Origin of the sequence: Occallatibacter sp. (assembly GCF_036502485.1) — a bacterium.
Taxonomy (GTDB): Bacteria; Acidobacteriota; Terriglobia; order Terriglobales; family Acidobacteriaceae; genus Telmatobacter.
On the sequence record NZ_DASXYM010000132.1, the window covers coordinates 42,824 to 63,431 of the forward strand.

Below are 20,608 nucleotides of genomic sequence, written 5' to 3' on the forward strand. Positions count from 1 at the left end.
TGCCTTTTAGGCGACTTCCATGGCCACGGGCCGCTGTGCCTCGTGGGGGTGCTTGTCGCCGCGATAAACCTTCAGCTTGGTGCCCATCTGGCGACCGAGCTTGGTTTTGGGCAGCATGCCCTTGATGGCCTCTTCAAGGATTTTCTCGGGCTTGCGGGCGAGCAGGCGTGTGAACGACTCTTCGCGCAGGCCGCCGGGGAAACCGGTGTAGCGGCGATAAACCTTGCTTTGGCTCTTGAGGCCGGTGAGGCGAACCTTGTCCGCATTGATGACGATGACGTGATCGCCCATATCGATGTACGGCACATACTGGGGGTTCAGCTTGCCGCTGAGGATGCTGGCTGCCTTGGTGGCCAGCCGGCCCAGAGTCTGGCCGTTGGCATCTACGACATACCACTTGCGGTCAATGTTTTTGCCGCTCGGAACAAAGGTCGACATTTTTCTCCTGCCTCTAACACTTCCTGACCGAGCGCAAAGCCGGCCGCGAAATAAGTCGCGCAAAGCGCGTAATCCCATGCCAAAAGCACGGGCTTGACTCCACCCACTCGCCAAACAAACCTGTTCGGGTGAGGATTGCCGGTTTTCACCGGATTGCCGGTTCACACCGGATTGCCGGTTTTCACCGGATTACCGGATCACCCCGGATAGCCGGGCTAACACCGGATTGCCCCGGGTACGCCCGGGGTGCGGGGCCTGCCCTTCCTGGGCTCCTGAATCTGCTGAGTCCCGAGATTCGCGGACCTCGCAGAAGGTGGCCTGCGCTGATCGAACTTCCCCTGGAGGGGTCCTATCAGCAGGGTCTGGGTACCATACACAGACCCCAGGCGCAACTCCGCACAAGGACTCCAGAATACGCGATTTGCAACCTGGAGTCAATGAAAGCGCACTCGCGACTTCGAGGAAACCGACGGGCCGCAGTTGCCGAGGTGCAGGCTTACCATGGGGAAGCATGCTCCCGGAGAATTCCCCCGCAAAATCAGGCCGCAACGCTGCGAATCAACCAGCCGGAACGACGGGTGGCGGCACGCGGCAGTCGCCGCTGCGCAAGCTTGCCGCGGCAGGGATCGTGCTGGCCGGCATTGCTTATGTTCTGACGCTGTTCGTGATGGGATTGAGCGACCGCAATGCGGCGGAGCGGGATTTTATCTCTTACTGGGCGGCGGGCAAACTGGCCGTTTCCCGGGGCAATCCCTACGATCCGGCGGCGGTGCGCGGACTTGAGACCGGCGCCGGCCGGGAGGCGAACGCGCCGGTGCTGGTGATGAGGAATCCGCCTGTCGCTTTGCCGCTGGTGGCGCCACTGGGGTTTCTCAGCGCCAAGAATGGCCTGGTTGTTTGGCTGGCAGCGCTGATTGGCTGCGTGGGGGCGTCGATCTGGATGATCTGGCGCATGCAGGGGAGGCCGCAGAGTTCCTGGCACCTGGTGGCGATTGGGTTTGCGCCGACGCTGGCGTGCCTGATGGCCGGCCAGTTCGGGATATTTCTGCTGCTGGGCGTGGTTCTGTTTTTGTATTTCGGGGAGTCGCGTCCGGCGCTGGCCGGGGCGGCTCTGCTGCTCTGCGCGTTGAAGCCGCATCTGTTTGTGCCGGTGGCGATTCCGCTGGTGCTGTGGATTGTAATCGGGCGCAGAGTGCGGCTGGCGTCGGGATTCGCCGGCGCTTTGATTGCGGCGCTGGGAATGGCATGGCTCATCGATCCGCAGGCGATAGCGCAGTACGTCGGGTTCATGCGCAGCGGCGAAGCGACGGCCGAGCGCATTCCGGCGCTCAGCGTGGCGCTGCGATTTGCCATCAGCCCGCCGAGCACGTGGATCCAGTTTGTGCCGCTGGCGCTGGCGTGTGTGTGGGCTGCGTGGTACTTCTGGACTCGCCGCGAGGGATGGAACTGGCGCGATCATGGGCTGCTGGTGCTGCTGGTTGCGGCGGTGTGTACGCCTTACGGCTTTCTCACGGACGAGTCTATGCTGCTGCCGGCGGTGCTGGCGGGGGTTTATGGGGCTGAGGCGCGGGGGCGATCGCTGATTCCGATCGCAGGGATTGCGGCGGCTGCGCTGGTGGAGCTCCTGGCGGGAGTGGAGATCAAGACGTTTTATTTTCTGTGGACCACGCCGGCTTGGTTGGGTTGGTATCTGTACGCGACGCGGGGCGGTAGAGAAAAGGAAGGCCGGAGCATAGCTGCTCCGGCCGGGTGAGTTGGTCGCGCTTGCTTTAGCGAATCAGGCGACTGCCGTTCCTGTGGGGCGAACGCGGAAGCGCTTCATCTGGATGGCGAGGGTCTTCTCGATCTTCTGCAGATCGCGGCGCTCCTCGGGCATGGCAAAGGTGCTTGCCACTCCGCGCAGCGAGGCGCGACCGGTGCGGCCGACGCGGTGCACGAAGTCCTCCGCCAGCTTGGGCATGTCGTAGTTGACCACGTGGCCGATGTTCTTGACGTCGATACCACGCGCGGCCACGTCTGTGGCCACCAGCACGCGATGCTTGCCGTCAGTAAAGCTGCGGAGAGCGGAGTTGCGCTGCGACTGCGTGCGGTCACCGTGAATTTGCGTCGCCGAGTGGCCGGAGCGGCTGAGGCGGCGAGCCAGACGATCGGCGCCGTGCTTGGTGCGCACGAAGACGAGGAAGCTGCCCTTGTCCTGTCCGAGCAGGTGCTCGAGCAGCTCCGCCTTGTTGTCTTTGCTGACTTCAAAGGCGCGCAGGTCAACGCTCTCGGCCGGCTTGGAGACCGAACCGATCTCAATCCGCACCGGGTTGCTGAGGTACTGCTGCGCCACCTGGCGCACCTGGCCCTCGAGGGTGGCCGAGTAGCACAGGGTCTGGCGCTGCTTGGGCAGCTCCGCGCAGATGCGGGCGATGGCGGGCTGGAAGCCCATGTCGAGCATGCGGTCGACTTCGTCGAAGACCAGGAGCTTGATGGTTTCGAGCTTCACGAGGCGGCGCTTGATGTAGTCCTCAAGGCGGCCAGGCGTGGCAACGATGAGGCGCGCGCCGCGGCGGATGGTGTCGAGTTGCGGGCCTTCCGCCATGCCGCCGACGACCAGCGCGACCATGTCGTTCTGATTGGGACGGATGGAGCGATACGCCTTTTCCACCTGCATGGCCAGTTCCCGCGTGGGCAGCAGGACGAGGGCGTTGGCTTCTTTACGTGCGCCGAGGTTCTGGAGCATTTCCACAATGGGGAGGAGAAAGCTGAGGGTCTTGCCGGTGCCGGTCTGGGCGGTGGCGAGCACGTCTTTGCCTTCGAGCGCGGGCGGAATGGCCGCAGCCTGCACGGGCGTGGGCGTGGTGAACTTGTTGTGATTGAGCTTGGCCAGTAGGGCCGGCGAGAGATTGAACTGAGAAAACTGATTGGACAAGATAGAACTTTCCTGAGTTCCGGCGGCCCATTTCCCTGGTGGCCTTGCCTGGAATTCGAGTGATGGCATACACGATGAGGGCACGCCTGCACACTTTAACTTGCGTAAGTGAGGACTAATGCAGCGTCCAGAGGCTGGAGCTGAAACAAACCCACGCTATGCAACCGCCGGACGGCACGTTGCCGGACCGGCTACCCCGCTCCGCTGTCACAAAGCGCTGAAAGCACGCTGTGCGGAGAACACCGCCGGAACGTCACCGGCTGCCTTGGGGTTACGCTGTAGGGGCTTGGGGGAAATTCTGTGCTGAGGCGCAAAGTCCACCCCTGCGACGAAGACCTACCGCCGGGGACCCTGGAGCGCGCCGCTCACGACCAAACAACTGAGCGTAGGTCTATGGTAGCACGGATCGGGTGAATGGGGGGCTGAAGTCAGCAAGTTAGCGGGTTAGCAAGTGAGCGGGTGGTCAAGTGATCAGGTTGTCAGGTGATCGTTGCGCGAGAGATGGCGGCTGCGGTGAGCACGTCACTTGAACACCTGATCACCTGCTCACCTTTTTAATCCCTTGTTCTGCTCCTTCTGCGCGATGAGCGATAGCTTGAGCGGGTGGGTGGATTGTGTCTGGATCCAGAGGACGAGCTTGGTGCCTTTGAGATCGGGAACGAGGCCGTAGCGGTAGTCGGCGCCCCAGGCGACGGGTTTTCCGTCCACCTTGAGGGAAGGAACTCCGTTTCCCCAGTTCTTCACTACGAAGGCGGGGTTGACGATGGGAGTCTGGGGAGAGCCTTCGAGGGTCAGTTCAACCTCTGATGGGCCGCGGGATTCGGGGCGGGAAAGTATGTAAGCTCGCTCGGCTGCATCGTAGCCGTCGCTCTGGAGGCCGGTTCCCGCCACTTCGAGTTTCGCGGGACTCAGCCAGGCTTTCGCGATGGGCAGCAACTCCGTAATCGGACTGCTGGTGAGGCCGCTCATCAGGATCTTGCTCTGCATGCCTTCGCCTGTTTTGTAGGTGTCCCAGAAGAGGTGCGAGAGGGAGGAGTGGGAGGGGCGATCAGGGGCGACACACGGGCGGCCGCTGGAGACGATCTGCGCCACCGGCCAGTGGTTCCAGCACTCGAAGGTGTAGAAGGTCTTTTCCTGGTTGTAGACCTCGATTTTGGCGTGCTCCGGCGGGATCACTGCAAACGGTTTCCAGTTCGCCTTGAGATTCACGATCTGGATGTTGGGATGGTCGGGTTTGTCGAAGGTGCGGGGACCCTCCGGAAAGGTGAACTCCCACTTCTTTTTGAGCGGCCAGGTGTAGGTCGCGGTCTGGCCCTGCATGTTGGCGAGGGTGATTGCCTCGAGGTTGATGTTGTCTTCCGGGCGCTGGCCTGCTGCGTGGATGACGATGCTCTCCTGCCACTCGTGCGGCTTGGACACATCGCTGGTCCAGAGAACCTGGCGGCGAATAGCGACGCCGTCGGGATAGACGGTCCAGTATTCGTCCGCCCAGTCGAACCAGCCCATCGCGTCGGGGTTGGCACCATGGTAGTACTCCACTTCAGAGAGGGCATAGCGCCAGTGCACGATGGCGCGCGCGTTGTTGCTTTCAAGGATGCGCACATGCGAGTAGCGGCTCTGCTTGTCTGACATGGGCTCGCAGTCGCCGCCGTCGGGGCAGCCGGTTCCGTAGGTTTCGAGGAACTCGTCGGTGTACCACTTGTTGTTTTCCGTGACCCAGGCGGGGATGTAGTTGGTGCCCTGCCAGAAGACGAGGCGGATGGGCGATTGATCGAAGCGGACGATGACGTCGGAGTCGGGGCCGAGGCGCCTTTGCCTGTCCCACACATCTTCGTATTTCAGGGTGGTGTAATACGCGCCGAAGGGGCCCGGGCCGGAAGGTCCCGCAGGGAGCGCCGGCCAGGGGAGGACCTCGCCTGCAGGCGCATGGGCTGAAGCAAAATCCTTTTGCACTTCTTCGGGGCGCAGGCCGCGGTTGTAGATCTTGACCTCGTCGAGCAAGCCGTCAAGCGAATACATCACGGCGAACTTGGGGTTGTCGCGCTCAGAGGGAACGGGAACCATGGGCTGGCGCACTCGCCCGATGAGGAGGTCGTCCTGGCCGTACCAGGCGTCGGCAAGGGGCGACATGTCGCCGTGGATGTCGAGGTTGCCGGCCGGTTTGCCATCGATAAAGATGGTCAGGCCGCTAGTGCTGTCAAAGACGCCGACGAGGTGAACCCATTTCTTGAGCGGAAGCTGGGCGGTGGTGGTCACGGTGCGCCAGACTCGGTCGATGGAAACGCCGAGGGCAACATGGCCGAGAGGGTCGATACCGAATTGATAGCCGACCTGCTGGTCGGCCTGGTGGTCGACGATGGGGACAAGGTTCCAGGGATAGGTGTTCAGCGCGACCCAGGCTTCGACCGTGAAGGCGTTCTTCAGGCGGGGAGCGGATTTTCCATCGCGAACGATGCCGGTGGTGTAGCCGTCAAAGCGCAGCGCCGTGCCTGTGATTCCGGGGACGTAGGCGGTGAAACCTTCCAGTTTGTCGTCGATTGCGCCGGCACTGTCGTGGGTGGTGTTGGGCCGGGCCTGATCGAAGGACCATTGTGCGACCGGGCCCTGATCTTGCGCGAAGGACCGCGGAGCAATGACTGAGGTGAGAAGCAGGCACGCTGCGGGGATTGCTCGGCGAAGAGCGCTCATGAAGGGGTCCTTGTCTGGCTGTTTCGGTACTACCGGCAAACCGTCGGGTCCTCCTGAATTCCAAAAGCGGGTTGTTCGCCTGCGGCTCAGGATGACAAGTTGTTGTTGAGGACGAAGGAAGGCAAAGCCCGACGTATTGGAGAGCCGGGCTTTGCGGCATGGGTTTGCGCTACGGGGTGACGGTGAGGTCCGCGTGCAGGGAGGCTGTGGAGTCCTCGCCGGCCCAGACGTCGAAGGCGCTGGGTTCGACGGCCCACTGTTTGGTTTGCGGGCTCCAGAACTGCAGCTCCTCTTTGCCGAGCGGGAACGTCAGCGTTTTGGTCTCGCCGGGCTGCAGGGCGACGCGCTGGAAGCCCTTGAGCTGGCGGACGGGACGGGAGGCGGAACCGTAGCGCTGGTGGATGTAGACCTGCGCCACGGCATCGCCGGCGACGGAGCCGGTGTTGGTCACGTCGACCGATACCTCAGTCTTGCCGTCGGTGCCGATGCTGGCCTGGCTGAGCTTGAGGTTCGCGAATTTGAAGGTGGTGTAGCTGAGACCGTAGCCGAAGGGATAGAGCGGCTTGGACTGAACGTCCCAGTAGCGCGAGGTGAACTGAGGGCGATCTTCAGGCTCATGGGTGAGGGTGTGGTTGTAATAGAGGGGCTCGGCTCCGGCCACGCGCGGCCAGCTCACCGGCAGCTTGCCGCCGGGGTTTATTTCACCGAAGAGAACGTCAGCGATGGCGTTGCCGCCCTCGGTGCCGGGATACCAGGCTTCGAGGATGGCGGGGACGTGCTCGGAGGCCCAACGAATGTCGAGCGGGCGGCCGGCGAGGAGGACGAGCACGACCGGTTTGCCGGTGGCGGCGACGGCTTCAAGCATCTGCTGCTGAACGCCGGGCAGATCGAGAGTGGCGCGGGATGAGGCTTCGCTGCTCATGCTGGCGATTTCGCCCATGGCGGCGATGACCAGGTCGGCATTGGCAGCGGCGGCTTTCGCCTTGGCAACCCAGTCGGCGGTCTCCTGCGGCGTGGGTGGCGGAAGCACCTTCTTGCCGGCAAGCTGATCGAGGAGTCCGGGGAAGACGCGGGACAGCTCAGGGCCGGAGACGGTGGCGATCTGTGCGTTGGGGAGTTTGCTCTTGAGGCCGGCGAGCAGCGTGATGGGGTGGTTCTTGGCGCCACCGCCGAAGAGGCCTTCGACAGTCCAGCCGCCTTCAATGTCGTGGGTGGAGTCACCGAGCGGGCCTATGAGGGCGATCTTTTTGATGGTGGTCTTGAGAGGCAGGGTGTGGTTGTCGTTTTTGAGCAGGACCATGGAGCGGGCGGCGAGCTTGCGTTCAAGGGCGAGGCCTTCCGGGCGGTTCAGGGTGGCTTCGACTTTGGATTCGTCGAGGTAGGGGTGATCGAAGAGGCCAAGCTGGTATTTGCTGGTCAGGATCGGCAGAACGGCCTGGTCGATCTGCGCCTCAGTGATTTTGCCGTCTTTGACGAGCTGAGCGAGGTTTTTGGTGTAGGTCTGCGAAGCCATATCCATGTTGAGGCCGGCGGTGAAGGCTTTGTATGCAGCGTCGGAGGGGTCTTTAGCGTAGCCGTGGGTTTCAAGGCTGGCGACGGCGAAGGCATCGGAGACGACAAAGCCTTTGAAGCCCCACTCGTTGCGCAGGATATCGGTAAGGAGCCAGTGATTGCCGGTGGCCGGGACCGAATTCAGATCCATGTAAGCAGACATGAAGTTGCCGGCACCTTGTTGTTCGGCCGCGTGGAAGGGCTCGAGGTAGACGTTGCGGAAGAGCTCCTCGGGTATGTAGGAGGAATCATAGTCACGGCCGCCGTCGGCGGCGCCGTATCCGGCAAAGTGTTTGACGCTGACGAGAACGGAGTCGGGGCCGAGCTGGTCACCCTGGAAGCCGCGGACCTGGGCGCGCGCCATGGCCGAGCCGAGGTAAGGATCCTCGCCAGCGCCTTCGACGATGCGTCCCCAGCGGGCGTCGCGCGCGATGTCAACCATGGGGGTGAAGGTCCAGAGGATGCCGGCGGCGCGGGCGTCCTGCGCGGCGAAGTGCTGCGCCTGCTCCTCGACGCTGGGATCCCACGACGATGCCATCGCAAGCGGCACCGGGAACACGGTGCGGTAGCCGTGGATGACATCGAACGCGAAGAGGACAGGGATGTGCAGCCGCGATTTCTCCACTGCGATGTGCTGCAGGCGATTGATCTCCTTCACGTCGGTGAGCCAGAGGACGGAGCCAACGCGGCCCTGCGCGATGAGGTCATCGGGCTTCTGCGAGCCGAGAAATGGCATGACCACGCCGGAGGACTGGTTAAGTTGGCCGACCTTCTCATCGAGGTTCATCTGCTGCAGGAGAGTCCTGGCTCGCTGCTCGGCTTCATCGCGGGTGGATTGGCACAGAGTTGTGGCGACGGATGCGAGCGCAAGGAGAGCAAGGGCGAGTTTTCGGTACATAGGATGGCCTCACGAATAGTGACGGACAAGGATAGTAGGTGCGGGCCGGAATTGTCGTCAGCTTCAGCGGATGGGTGCTCGAGGGTTCAGGCGATCAGGTGGTCAGGGCCGCGGAGGGCTGCCTTTCTATAATCGTTGTTTGAGCGAGACCTCCACTTTTTCCACTTCAGGTGCAGCGCCGAAGCCGGCGGGGCGCGGGCATTCGGCGGCTGTTGCGTCGGGCATTCTGCTGAGCCGCGTGATCGGGCTGGTGCGCGACCGTGTGTTTGCGCACTACTTTGGCAATACGGACGCGGCGGACGCATTTCGCGCGGCGTTTCGCATTCCCAACTTCCTGCAGAACCTCTTTGGCGAGGGCGTGCTGTCGGCGTCGTTCATTCCTGTCTATGCGCGGCTGAATGCGGAGAACCGGCACGAGGAGGCATCGCAGCTCGCGGAGGCGATCTTCGCCGTGCTGGTGGTGCTGACCAGCGTGCTGACGGTGGCGGGAATTTATGCGACACCGTGGCTGATCGACCTGATCGCGCCGGGGTTCCATGGCGACAAGCGGCTGCTGACCATCAAGCTGGTGCAGATTCTCTTTCCGGGGGCGGCGCTGCTGGTGTTGTCGGCGTGGTGTTTGGGAATTCTGAACAGCCACCGCAAGTTCTTTTTGTCGTATGCGGCGCCGGTGATGTGGAACGTGGCGATGATTGCCACGCTGTTGTGGGGCGGGCGGCTGCATCGGGGCGCAGAGCTGATTGTGCTGCTGGCGATGGGGTCTGTGGTGGGCAGCGGACTGCAGTTCCTGGCGCAGGTGCCCACGGTGACGCGGTTCCTGTGGCCGCTGCGGCTGCAACTGCATGCCGGCCAGCATGTCCGCACGGTGTCCAAGAATTTCTTTCCGGTATTTCTGAGCCGCGGCGTGGTGCAGATCAGCGCCTATATTGACTCGTGGCTGGCGAGCTTCCTGGGAACGGGCGCGGTGTCGGCGCTGGGGTATGCGCAGACGCTGTACACGCTACCGGTAAGCCTGTTCGGGATGGCGGTGGCGGCGGCGGAACTGCCGGCGATGAGTGCGGAACTGGGGACGGAGAGCGAGATTGCGCAGGCGCTGCGGAAGCGGCTGACGGGGGGGCTGCAGCAGATTGCGTTCTTCGTGATCCCGTCGGCGGTGGCGTTTGTGCTGCTGGGTGACGTGATTGTGGCTCTGATTTACCGGTCGGGTCAGTTCCAGCGCGCGGACGTGCTGTTTGTGTGGGGAGTGCTGGCGTGCTCGGCGGTGGGGCTGCTGGCTTCGACGTCGGGGAGGCTCTATTCTTCAGCGTTTTACGCGCTGCGGGATACGCGGACGCCGCTTCGGTTTGCGATGGTGCGGGTGGCGCTGACGCTGGGGCTGGGGTATGTGTGCGCGCTGCCTCTGCCGCGGCTGCTGGGGCTGGATCAGCGGTGGGGGACGGCGGGGCTGACGCTGTCGGCGGGGATTGCGGGGTGGCTGGAGTTTCTGCTGCTGCGGCGGGGGCTGCACAGGCGGATTGGTGAGGTTCCGGCGGGAGCGGGGCGGATTTTCCGGCTTTGGGCGGTGGCGATCGGGGCGGGGCTGGCGGGGTTTGGGGTGAAGCGGGTGCTGCCGTTCCAGGGGCCGCTGCTGGTGGGGCCGTGCGTGCTGGCGGTGTATGGGGTGATCTATCTGGGGGTGACGCAGATGATGGGTGTCGGGAATATGAGGGCGCTGAACCGGCTGCTGGGGAAAAGGCGGTAGCTGTTTACCGATGGATCAACATGGCGGGTGGGAATCGAGGGGGCGGTCCGGTGGTTTTCGATGGCCGCTGGAGGGTTCGAGGGGGGTGGGGGTGCTGATATTTTGTGAGATAGATCACCAGAGCTAATCGTATAACATCTCTATTTAGAATAACTTATATAAATGCGAGGCGGAAAAGGCAAAAAAGGAGGAACTTCGTAACTTTCTGGTCAACATTGCGATTGGATGATGCGATTACGAAGCTGCTGATTTTTGGCAAGCTGCGCCCGAGGCGGCATTGTGCAGCCGTGAGCAGTATGGCGGGAATTGGTTTGCAAGGATGTGCGCGCCGTCACGGGTGGGTGTGAGGTGTGTGGGTGCAAGGGGTCGAAGCAGCTGGCGGGGATTCAGTGAGCATGAAAACAGGAAGTGAGACCTTTGGGCGCTGCAGACTTTGGCAGGGGCTAAAGCCCAGATGCATCATAACGAGCGATTTATCGGCCCGACTGAAGTCGTGCCCTTGTTACAAGGCCTAGAAGTCTGATTTCTTCTCCAGCCTTGAAGTTGTACCCGGAGACACAGCGTACAACTCTGATTTTTGTGCCGGTTAAAGCCGTGCCGTTGTTACAAAGCCTGAGCTTCTTCCGCAGCTGAAGTTGTGCCCGGACACAAAGCCTACAACCTGGGCGTCTGGCGCGGCCTGTGAAGCCGTGCACGGACAGCAATCGCTCCCCGACACAGAAACGTCTAGGCGCGGGTGTTGAGGCGGGCGAGGACGCGCTCTACTAAGCGGTCGAGGTCGGGGGAGTTGGAGGGGGAGGGGGGTGGGGTGTCGGTGGAGGGGGCGAGGCGAGCGTCGGGCCAGCCGAGGCGGCGCTTGGCGGCGAGGAGTTCGTCCATTTTGGCCTGGGGGATGGGGTGGAGCGGTCGGCCGACCTGCTGGGCGAGGAGGTACATGGTCGAGTAGGTTTCGAGGATTTCGGCGAGCCATTCGGCATGGGTGACAGTGTCAGACCAGCAGACGACGCCGTGGTTGGCGAGGAGGATGGTGTTGTGGTTGGCGATGAAGGGGCGGATGGTTTCGGCGAAGGCGGGAGTGCCGGGGGTTTCGTAGGGGGCGACGGCGACGGGGCCGATGAAGAACTCGAATTCGGAGAGGTAGCCGTTGGGCGGGGCGGTGCCGGTGAGGGCGAAAGCGGTGGCATGGGGGGGGTGGCAGTGGACCACGGCGCGGGCGCGGGGGTTGGAGCGGTAGATCTCGAGGTGGAGCAGGAGCTCGCTGGTGCGGAGGCGGTCGCCGGCGAGGATGTTGCCATCGAGGTCGGTGAGGCAGATGTCGGCCGGCTGGAGGTCTCCTTTGGAGAGCATGGTGGGGGTGCAGAGGACGTACTCGGAGTTAAGGCGGGCGCTGATGTTGCCGCCGGCGCCGTCGACGTATTTGCGTTCCCAGAGCTTGCGGCCCACGGCGATGATTTCAGCGCGGAGGGCGTCGGCTTCGAAAGAGTTGACGGCGGCGGAGGGGGAGATGGGTGCGGAGGAGGGTTCGCGCAGGACTGCGAGGGCGGCTTGGACCACTTCCCTCACCTTGACGGTATCCGGGGCGTCCAGGAGATAGGCCCGTTCCATAGGAGACCTCGCTTTTCAGATCAAGTTGGGGCCGCGGCCGGAAGGGCGACGCCACCATACAGGTATACGGCGGAACGCATGCTGGAGGACGTGATTTGGATCACGGATGAAGGGGGGTGGGGGGAGCGCCAGGCGGAGTGCTGATCCCCAGCCTCGATGAGTGCGTTGGGGATTGGGCGCTCCCCAAGCATTGATTCACCAAAACGCAATTGTCTGGATAGTACCCGCCCACATCAACTGGGTGAGTTGCGCCATGATGCTCTGGTAACGGCATCGTGTATCTGAGCCTGTTTTCGGCAATAGAATTCGAACAGTCGTTGCACAGTTCGGAAAGCTGCTGTAACTTCGGCCTCGTGTTGACTGAATTGGCTCATGTCTTTGATGGCTGGTACGCCGCAACGGAGAGAAGTGCTTTTACCCGTTTGCTCAATCGTCACGCCGGCTTCGACGACAGAACTTAAATCCCTTTTTACTTGCTCGGCATTGGTATCCGGAAACGTGAGATCGACGATTCCTCGCGACGCCCTGTGAGTGATATAGCCGCTTCCCAGGAGCGGACTGCTGACTCTGAACCATTGTTCGCCAGGGTCAAGAGGCGCCGGCGGACGCAGCGAAAGCGTCTGGAGCTGACCAGAAAAGAACTGTTGGAAAGCCTCATAATACCGTGCGTAGAAGGCCGTGTTAATCGGGTCAACTACTTTGACTCCAGTGATACTAGCCTTCCGAATGGACATCTCGATAATCCGTGTTTTGAATTCCGTCCGACCCGGGTCCGTGCTTCCAAACCAGGGCTTGATCTGCTCAAGATCTACCGCAGAGTCAAAACCGTGTCCACGTTTGATATAAAAGTCAGGCGCAACCAGGCACGTCCAATGATTATTCCATTTTTTAGGCTCATTCTTTTCTCCCGAGACGCCGCGTTCCTTGTACCGTTCCGCTTGAAGATGCTGGAAGGGTGCATGGATCTTGTCCTCAATTAGAAGCGCGATTAGGTCAGCAGAGCCCCTCAGCTTGTATAGGACAATGAGGTCTGATTCCCCATTCAGGTCCGAGATGGAGCGCTTAACCCGAACCGAATCGATTCGTGAGTTTGGACGGAGAGTGGCTTGAATGAAATCCGGCGACGACGCAAGGCCTATCCCGGACACTTTTACGAAACTTTTCGCCGCTGCCCGTACAAAGTTATGAAGAAATTTGGAGCTCACCTGCAATTCTTCCTGAAGCAGGAAATCAATGTGACGCTCCTTCACGACCGGTCCGAGGTCTTCTTCATCGAGAAGTTCCACAGGCCGATATTCCTCGGGATCGGACCCTCCTGTCAGGACGTATCCTTCATCCGCAGTGTTGCGGTCATCAGTGCTCAACCACCGTGCCCAGCGATCTATCGCTCTCTGCGTACCCCGTTTCCGCACTTCAATCACGATGCTTTCTCGAAACTCGGGATGAATCTTTAGCGGGGTTAAATCACACCATGGGTATCTATCGAGCAGTGAAATGCCGTCAGAAAATGATCTAACAAGATTGCTTTCCTGGACGGCGCTTCCCAATCCTTGTCGATCCTCTTCATCAAGCAGATCAAACGCTGCGGTCTCGTCAGAACGAGTCCAGAACTCCCATGACTCGCCCTGATCCTTCCGGCCCCACAACGTTAACGAACCTCCATCGGCTCCAACTTCAACTATGACTTCCGCGGTCATACATGGCCCCTGTCTTGGGTGTTTGAGAACCAGCATACCGCAGCGAAGCTCCCAAGCCGATGGCTAGGTGGGACGAAGTGCCTCTTGAGCAATTGGAATTGAGAGTTCCTGATTGCTCATTTGGAGCTTGGGGGCACTCAACAACAAGGTTGGAAGAGAAGCCGAGACAATTTCGTTGGCCCGCTACTTGACGATTTCAGGCCAATGCATTCTTGAACGGGTTAGAGCAAACGCGGTCGCAGATGGCGACTCATTGCCACCCGGGATCATGAAAAGGAAGGCGTATTCATCGGGTTGAGGATGTTGATCTGGCGGAGATGGGAGGAGCAACTGCGGATCCCTCCGTGCGCTGAAGAAAGCGCGCGGCCTGCCGGGATGACACATCAGAGGGGTTATCCCTACCACAATTCATCGAAGTCACGGCCAGGATTGTCGCTGTCAACGAATTTTGACGGCAGATCGTTCCACTCCGCTGCGCTTCGCTTGGGATGATCGCGCGGAGGGTGTGGAGTGTGCGGGTCTGGAGACCGGCACGACAGCCGGACCGGATACCGGCGCCAGGTTGGGTTTACCCCGGTGCTGTCAGTGGAAGTGGACGGCGGAGTGGGCGTCGCGGATCTGCTGTAAGAGCTGCGGGTCCAGGTGTTCCTCGAGGCTGGGGGCTGAGAAACCGGACAGCATGCGCAGGTTATAAGGGCCGGCGATACGGTTGCACCAGAGTTCCAGTTGGAGAGCCGCTTCGGCGTTTCCCTGCGCGCAGAGAATGGACGAGGACTCGCCGAAGGCGGAGACGCGCCGCTGGGAGCCGCGCGATGCTTCAGAGGCTCTCTTCAGGGGGGCGGCAAAATGGGCCAAGCACCCATCGGGATCGAACCTGCCGTTGCGCGTCATTGCCGCCACCGCTTCCTGCGCATGCATAAGGGTGCATCGACCCTGCTGGAGCAGGCTGTCCACGTCATGGCGCGCAGAAAGGCGGCTGAGAATGCCGCTCAGGTGCGATTCAGTAGCGACCACCAAAATGGAATCGGCGGCGATGAGGGAAGAGGACAGGAACGCGGAGGCGTGATCGACGAGCCCCTGGCTGCCCGAAAAGAACGCCGCTTCGTGAAAGCGCGGGGAACGGGCCGGGGCCGGCTCGACGGCATCACGATCCTCAATGGAGGAGCTTATATATTTCGCTCCTTTGAGGACGGCGTCGATGGCGGGAAGCAGTTCGCGGGGGGCATCGGACTTGACCACGTACCCGCAGGCTCCGGTGCCGAGAGCCTCCTCAGCGAAGCTGAAGGCGCGTAGTTCGGTGAGGAAAATGATGCGGGAGTGGGGGGAGAGTTCCAGGATCCGGCGGGCGGCCTGAATGCCATTCAGGGCGGGGAGACTGATGTCGAGGAGGACCAGGTCGGGTTGGTGCTGGTGCGCCATGCGGACGGCCTCGAGGCCATCTGCCGCTTCGGCAACCACGTTCAGATCAGGACGGCGGCGCAGGCTTTTGCGAGCGAACTCCCGCAGAGGGATGAAGTCATCCACCATCAGGACCCGGATCGACTGCGACATTCACCCTCCACCAGACTCAGATAGACGGCCGGGACCCGAAACCGTTTACATCGCGCGGCTACCGCACGCGGACGGCGGGGTTAACTGCACGTTACAGCATGAGAGCGGCGGAGTTCAAGAGATGGGCGGGAACGGTTCAAACGCCGTGTGGGGAGGGGCGCCGGTCAGGAAACGGCGCCCGCCCTGGTTTGTGTCAGTGGCCGACGTGGACGAGTTTGCGCTGCAGGTCTTCGAGGGTCTGGCCCTTGGTTTCAGGGTAGAAGAACAGGACGGTGAAGAACTGCACGACGGTCATGACGGAGAAGAACATGAACGGCGATGCCGGACTGATGGAGTTGACGATGACGGGGAAGGCCATGGCGATGGCGGCGTTCATGAACCAGTGGCTGGCGGAGCCAACGCCCTGGCCTTTGGAGCGGACCGATGTGGGGAAGACTTCGCCGATGTAGACCCAGATGACGGCGCCCTGGGAAAAGGCGAAGAAGGCCATGTAAGTGATGAGGATCCAGACGAGCATGCCCTGGTGGGCGTGGCTGGAGAAGATCCAGGCGACTCCGCCGAGGCAGGTGGCCATGCCGGCGGCGCCGACGAGCAGCAGGATTTTGCGGCCGAGCTTGTCGATGACGGTCATGGCGACCATGGTGAACACGACATTGGTGGCGCCGATGGCGATGGCTTTCTGGTCTCCGGAGAGGGTGGTGTAGCCGGCGTAGGCGAAGATGTCGTTGATGTAGTAGAGGATGGCATTGATGCCGGCGAGCTGGTTGAAGGCGCCGATGGAGATGGCGAGGAAGAGGGGGAATCGGTACTTGGACTGGAAGACGCGCTCGTGGGCGGTGGCGTGCTCTTCGCTGAGGGCGGCGCGGATGTCGGCGAGCTCGGCCTCGGGATTGGGGTCGCCCATGAGGCGGAGGACCTGGAGGGCCTCATCGATGCGATTACGGGAGGCGGACCAGCGCGGGCTGCGGGGGATTCCGAAGAGCAGGATGAGGAAGCCGACGGCGGGGATGCCGGCAACGCCGACCTGCCAACGCCATTCGGTGGCGCCGAGCTGCAGTGTGCGGATGAAGTAGTTGGACATGTAGGCCAGCATGATGCCGAAGACGACATTGAACTGGAAGAGGGCGACGAAGCGGCCGCGCAGCTTGGCGGGGGAGAGCTCAGCGATGTAGACGGGGCCGAGGACGGAGGAGGCTCCGATGCCGAGGCCGCCGATGAAGCGGAAGAGGAGGAAGGAATCCCAGTTCCATGCGAAGGCGCAACCGGCGGCGGAGATGACGTAGAGGATGGCAGTGATGCGGAGGGTTTCGCGGCTGCCGAGGCGTTGGCCGATCTGTCCGGCGGCGAGGGCGCCGATGACGGTGCCTACGAGGCCGATGGAGACGGTGAAGCCTTTGTATTGCGGGCTGAGGTGGTAGAGGTTGACGAGGGCGTCAATGGCTCCGGCGATGACTACGGTGTCGAAGCCGAAGAGGAGTCCGCCGAGCGCACCGGTGAGGGTTGCCTTGATGAGATTCAGGTTGGGTCGCATGCGCGTCCTTTTTTGGAACAGACCCATCGTAAAGGGGATGGTCGGGGGTCGTACAGGGTAGAGGCGGGTGGCGCCTGAGCGTTTCCGGTGAGCCGGCGTGGGCAGCCAGGCCTGGAGGCGTGGAGAGGTGGCGAAGGCTGGGGTTTTCTTCGGCGCGATCAAAAAACGCCAGACCACCCGTGAGCACATGGGTTCATCCCTTCCAGCAGCGGTTTCCTCGCGGGCGGGAGTGTGCTCGAATAGGGAAGCCGGATCTTGCAGGGCAGAAGGACGCGACGTGGCGATCAGAAGAACAATCTGGAATCTGCTTTTCGGATGCCGTCATCGGGAACTGAGCCGGGCGTTCACCAACCAGGGCGAGACCTATAAGGTGTGCCTGAAGTGCGGCGCTCATCTGCCTTACTCGTGGGAGACCATGACGGTTGTTCCGGAGCGGGAGCGGAAGAGGAAGGCGGGGGCGAGGAGCTGAACGGTCGGGGGTCGGGGGTCAGGGTTCAGGGGTCAGAAAGACAGGGACCGCGGACCGGGGACCGGGACCAGACGAATAGGGAGCAGGAACGATCAAGCCTCGCCCGTCTGACTCCGCGCTCAATCCTGATTTCCGGGTCTGTTCGTCCTGGTCTCTGATTCCTGGTGCCTGGTGGCTGCTGCTTGGCGGCACCGGAACAGTAAATAACCTGCCTTTGTCATCTACTGGATTTGAACAGGTTGAGCGGTTTGACCCTGTCCGGTTCCGCCTCTTACCATGAGGTTAAGTATTTGCCCACGTGAGCGGGGCGCCGGAGACGCCGGAAGACCGCTTTCACCTGGCCCTTTGATGCGGCGCGCAAGCGCGCCTGGAAGGCAGAGAAGTTGAGCTCCACTGACACCCTCGAGAACAATCAGAATCCGGAACCTGAGACCGGGCACGAAGGTCACGATCACAGCCACGGGCAGGATCATGCCGTCCACGACCACGAACATGATCACGACCACGAACATGAACATGATCACAGCCATGAAGGGCACAATCACGGCCCGGTGTTGAACCCCGAATGCACGCGCGAGCTGGTGCTCGATGTGCCTGCCGAGGAAGTGAGCAAGGCCTTTCGCAACGTGACGCGGAACTACCAGCGCCATGCCCGGATTCCCGGGTTCCGGCCGGGCAAGGTTCCCGAGGCGGTGATCAAGCGCAAGTATGCGAACGAGATCCGCAAGGAAGTGATTGACGGCCTGTTGCCGGAGCGCTTCAACCAGGGGGTGCGCGAACTGGGCGTGACTCCGGTGGGCCAGCCGCAGGTGACCGAGCTCACGGTGGACGAGGGCCAGCCGCTGCACGTGAAGGCGGTATTTGAGTATGTGCCGGACTTCTCGATTGATGGCTATCAGGATGTGACGGTTCCTAAGCCCTCGGCGGACGTGACCGATGAAGAGTTCAAGCGGGAGATGGACCAATTGCGCGAGAGCCGCGCCACGGTGGAACCGGTGGAAGAAGACCGGCCGCTGAAGGACGGCGACTGGGCGCAGATCTCCTATACCGGCACGATTGAAGGCCAGGACGAGGCGGCCCCGATCAAGAGCGACGACGCGCTGGTGGAGATTGGCGGCAAGGACACGGTGGAGGCGTTCACGTCGGCGCTGCGCGGGGCCACGGTGGGCCAGGAACTGCATGTGTCGGCGGGCTATCCGGCCGAGTATCCGCAGGAGCAGCTTGCGGGGAAGACGGTGGATTACGAGATCCAGGTGAAGGCGATCAAGAAGCGCAATCTTCCCGAGCTGAACGACGAGTTTGCGAAGGAACTGGGCGGCGAGTACGAGAACCTGTCGGAGCTGGAGAACCGGGTGCGCGAGCACCTGGAGAACCGCAAGCGGCGCAGCGTGGAAGGCGAGACCAAGGACAAGCTTTTCCAGGCGATGATCGAGCGCTTCCCTTTCCCGGTTCCTGAATCATTAGTACAGGAGCAGATTGACGCGCGGCTGGATCGCGGGTTGCGGGCGCTGGCGGCGCAGGGCATGTCGACGGAGCAGATGCGGAAGCTGGATTTTGGTCATTTGCGGGAGGCACAGCGAGACAGCGCGGCGGCGGAAGTTAAGGCTTCCTTGCTGCTGGCCAAGATTGCTCACGCTGAAAATGTTGAAGTATCAGATGAGGAACTGGACCGGGAGGTTCAGATCGCAGCGATCCAGAGCCGGGAGCCCGAGGAGACGCTGCGCGCTCGTTTGACTCAGGAGGGCGGTCTGGCTAGAATCCGGGAACAACTGAAACGCGAAAAGACCGCTCAATTGTTATACGAACGGCTTCCGGCCTGAGGCAGGCCGGACAATCCCCTCGCCGCGGAAGGTGGTGCGGCGTCAGCCAGGAACAGGGTCGAAGCGGGCCCTAACGAAAGCGAAAGAGCGAGACAGTATGGCATTGGTTCCCATGGTGGTTGAGCAGACGAGCCGGGGCGAGCGCGCCTACGACATCTACAGCCGTCTGCTGCGCGACAACATCATCTTTCTGGGCACGCCGATCGACGACCAGGTGGCCAATCTGATCGTGGCGCAGATGCTTTTTCTTTCCGGCGAAGACCCGGAGAAAGACGTGCAGCTTTATATCAATTCGCCGGGGGGATCGATCACGGCGGGGTTGGCGATTTACGACACCATGCAGTTCATCAAGAACAACGTTGTGACGTATTGCATTGGACAAGCGGCCAGTATGGGCGCATTCTTACTGTTGGCGGGGACCAGGGGTAAACGTTTTGCACTGCCCAATTCCCGCATTCTGATCCACCAGCCCTCGATGGGGGGGTTGAGCGGTCAGGCAACAGATATCGACATTCACGCGCGGGAGATCCTGCGGATTCGCGAAATTACGAACAACCTGATGGCGAAGCACACGGGTCAGCCGCTCGAGCGAATTGAGCGCGATGTGGAACGCGACTTCATCATGAACTCGCAGCAGGCAAAAGAGTACGGCATTATCGACGAGATTATCGACCGGCCCCGGACGTAAGGGTCGGGTGGGATTAAAGGGCCTTTAGGGGCGGAAGTCAAATCGGGGAGCAAGTGTCCACAGGAGTAGTCCACTCATGAAAACGCGCACGGGACCTGAAGAAGCACTGCGTTGCTCGTTCTGCCATAAATCACAGGACGCGGTCGCGAAGTTGATCTCGTCGCCCAGCGACTATCCACGGGCATACATCTGCGATGAGTGCGTTGCGGTGTGCAACTCTATCCTTGAAGACGATCGAGGGGAATCGCACGCGGCCACTACCGCGGGGCACCTGCCCAAGCCGCAAGAGGTCAAGAGCTTTCTCGACGACTATGTGATCGGGCAGGACCAGACCAAGAAGAAGCTGGCGGTCGCGGTTTACAACCATTACAAGCGCATCCAGATGAACCGGATGCGCAACAACGAAGTGGAACTCGCCAAGAGCAACATCCTTTTGGTGGGGCCCACGGGTTCCGGCAAGACGCTGCTGGCACACACGCTGGCGAAGATGCTGGATGTGCCGTTCGCGATTGTGGACGCGACCACGCTGACTGAAGCCGGGTATGTGGGCGAGGACGTGGAGAACATCATCCTGAAGCTGCTGCAGGCGGCGGACGGGGATGTGGCGCGCGCGCAGCAGGGCATCATTTACATCGACGAGATCGACAAGATCGGCCGCAAGGACGAGAACCCGTCGATCACGCGCGATGTGAGCGGCGAAGGCGTGCAGCAGGCGCTCTTGAAGATTCTGGAGGGCACGGTTGCGAACGTTCCGCCGCAGGGCGGCCGCAAGCATCCGCACCAGGAATTCACGGCGGTGGACACGACCAACATCCTGTTCATCTGCGGCGGCGCATTTGTGGGCCTGGAGCGCGTGGTGGGCCGGCGCATCGGCAAGAAGGCGCTGGGCTTCAAGAGCGGCGAAAACGCAGAGGATCAGGTAACGACCCGGTCTCATCGCGACACGGAACTGCTGCGCAAGACGGAGCCGCAGGACCTGATCAAGTACGGGCTGATTCCGGAGTTTGTGGGACGGCT

The 20,608-nt window shown here is 61.6% G+C and carries 14 protein-coding genes; 6 read left to right on the top strand and 8 right to left on the bottom strand.

Annotation, left to right across the window (positions count from 1 at the left end; all coding sequences use genetic code 11):
- Window positions 1-6 precede the first annotated feature (6 nt).
- Entirely contained in the window at window positions 7-438 is a 432-nt protein-coding gene (rplM, locus tag VGL22_RS17245; protein WP_465268187.1) for a 50S ribosomal protein L13, read from the bottom strand.
- Between the two features lie 511 nt (window positions 439-949).
- Here rplM and VGL22_RS17250 point away from each other — a divergent pair.
- Complete coding sequence (locus tag VGL22_RS17250; RefSeq protein ID WP_465268188.1) at window positions 950-2,191, top strand: glycosyltransferase family 87 protein; 1,242 nt, start codon at window positions 950-952, stop codon at window positions 2,189-2,191.
- Between the two features lie 24 nt (window positions 2,192-2,215).
- Here the strand turns inward: VGL22_RS17250 and VGL22_RS17255 are convergent, their stop codons facing one another.
- The 3 genes from VGL22_RS17255 to bglX all read right to left on the bottom strand — a co-directional run bounded on the left by VGL22_RS17255 (window position 2,216) and on the right by bglX (window position 8,489).
- Entirely contained in the window at window positions 2,216-3,352 is a 1,137-nt protein-coding gene (locus VGL22_RS17255) for a DEAD/DEAH box helicase (RefSeq protein ID WP_465268189.1), read from the bottom strand.
- Between the two features lie 546 nt (window positions 3,353-3,898).
- Window positions 3,899-6,040 carry a LamG domain-containing protein gene (locus VGL22_RS17260; RefSeq protein WP_465268190.1) on the bottom strand — a complete coding sequence of 714 codons (2,142 nt, stop codon included), beginning with the start codon at window positions 6,038-6,040 and terminating at the stop codon, window positions 3,899-3,901.
- Window positions 6,041-6,209: 169 nt separating this feature from the next.
- On the bottom strand, window positions 6,210-8,489 hold the full coding sequence (gene bglX / locus VGL22_RS17265; RefSeq protein WP_465268191.1) for a beta-glucosidase BglX: 2,280 nt from the start codon (window positions 8,487-8,489) through the stop codon (window positions 6,210-6,212).
- A 139-nt stretch (window positions 8,490-8,628) separates the two neighbouring features.
- Between bglX and murJ the strand changes: the two genes are divergently transcribed.
- Entirely contained in the window at window positions 8,629-10,230 is a 1,602-nt protein-coding gene (gene murJ, locus VGL22_RS17270; RefSeq protein WP_465268192.1) for a murein biosynthesis integral membrane protein MurJ, read from the top strand.
- 726 nt (window positions 10,231-10,956) lie between these two features.
- Here murJ and VGL22_RS17275 read toward each other — a convergent pair.
- The 4 genes from VGL22_RS17275 to VGL22_RS17290 all read right to left on the bottom strand — a co-directional run bounded on the left by VGL22_RS17275 (window position 10,957) and on the right by VGL22_RS17290 (window position 16,614).
- Window positions 10,957-11,835 (bottom strand): class II aldolase/adducin family protein, encoded by an 879-nt coding sequence (locus VGL22_RS17275; protein ID WP_465268193.1) that lies wholly within the window; start codon window positions 11,833-11,835, stop codon window positions 10,957-10,959.
- Between the two features lie 233 nt (window positions 11,836-12,068).
- Window positions 12,069-13,532 (bottom strand): PDDEXK-like family protein, encoded by a 1,464-nt coding sequence (locus tag VGL22_RS17280; RefSeq protein ID WP_465268194.1) that lies wholly within the window; start codon window positions 13,530-13,532, stop codon window positions 12,069-12,071.
- A 582-nt stretch (window positions 13,533-14,114) separates the two neighbouring features.
- Window positions 14,115-15,083, bottom strand: a complete 969-nt coding sequence (locus tag VGL22_RS17285) for a response regulator (RefSeq protein ID WP_465268195.1) — start codon at window positions 15,081-15,083, stop codon at window positions 14,115-14,117.
- Between the two features lie 193 nt (window positions 15,084-15,276).
- Window positions 15,277-16,614, bottom strand: a complete 1,338-nt coding sequence (locus VGL22_RS17290) for a sugar porter family MFS transporter (RefSeq protein WP_465268196.1) — start codon at window positions 16,612-16,614, stop codon at window positions 15,277-15,279.
- 277 nt (window positions 16,615-16,891) lie between these two features.
- Between VGL22_RS17290 and VGL22_RS17295 the strand changes: the two genes are divergently transcribed.
- From VGL22_RS17295 to clpX, 4 genes are all read left to right on the top strand, one after another.
- Window positions 16,892-17,083 carry a hypothetical protein gene (locus tag VGL22_RS17295; protein WP_465268197.1) on the top strand — a complete coding sequence of 64 codons (192 nt, stop codon included), beginning with the start codon at window positions 16,892-16,894 and terminating at the stop codon, window positions 17,081-17,083.
- A 383-nt stretch (window positions 17,084-17,466) separates the two neighbouring features.
- A complete protein-coding gene (gene tig / locus VGL22_RS17300) occupies window positions 17,467-18,903 on the top strand; it encodes a trigger factor (RefSeq protein ID WP_465268198.1) in 1,437 nt (478 codons plus the stop codon).
- Between the two features lie 34 nt (window positions 18,904-18,937).
- Window positions 18,938-19,591, top strand: a complete 654-nt coding sequence (gene clpP, locus VGL22_RS17305) for an ATP-dependent Clp endopeptidase proteolytic subunit ClpP (protein WP_465268199.1) — start codon at window positions 18,938-18,940, stop codon at window positions 19,589-19,591.
- Window positions 19,592-19,667: 76 nt separating this feature from the next.
- Window positions 19,668-20,608 (top strand): ATP-dependent Clp protease ATP-binding subunit ClpX (gene clpX, locus VGL22_RS17310; RefSeq protein ID WP_465268200.1); only part of this gene is annotated, 941 nt, incomplete at its 3' end.

Coding starts and splice junctions, on each gene's coding strand:
- VGL22_RS17260 (WP_465268190.1), bottom strand. CDS start 6,040: ATGAGCGCTCTTCGCCGAGCAATCCCCGCAGCGTGCCTGCTTCTCACC.
- VGL22_RS17280 (WP_465268194.1), bottom strand. CDS start 13,532: ATGACCGCGGAAGTCATAGTTGAAGTTGGAGCCGATGGAGGTTCGTTA.
- VGL22_RS17275 (WP_465268193.1), bottom strand. CDS start 11,835: ATGGAACGGGCCTATCTCCTGGACGCCCCGGATACCGTCAAGGTGAGG.
- VGL22_RS17250 (WP_465268188.1), top strand. CDS start 950: ATGCTCCCGGAGAATTCCCCCGCAAAATCAGGCCGCAACGCTGCGAAT.
- VGL22_RS17285 (WP_465268195.1), bottom strand. CDS start 15,083: ATGTCGCAGTCGATCCGGGTCCTGATGGTGGATGACTTCATCCCTCTG.
- VGL22_RS17290 (WP_465268196.1), bottom strand. CDS start 16,614: ATGCGACCCAACCTGAATCTCATCAAGGCAACCCTCACCGGTGCGCTC.
- rplM (WP_465268187.1), bottom strand. CDS start 438: ATGTCGACCTTTGTTCCGAGCGGCAAAAACATTGACCGCAAGTGGTAT.
- bglX (WP_465268191.1), bottom strand. CDS start 8,489: ATGTACCGAAAACTCGCCCTTGCTCTCCTTGCGCTCGCATCCGTCGCC.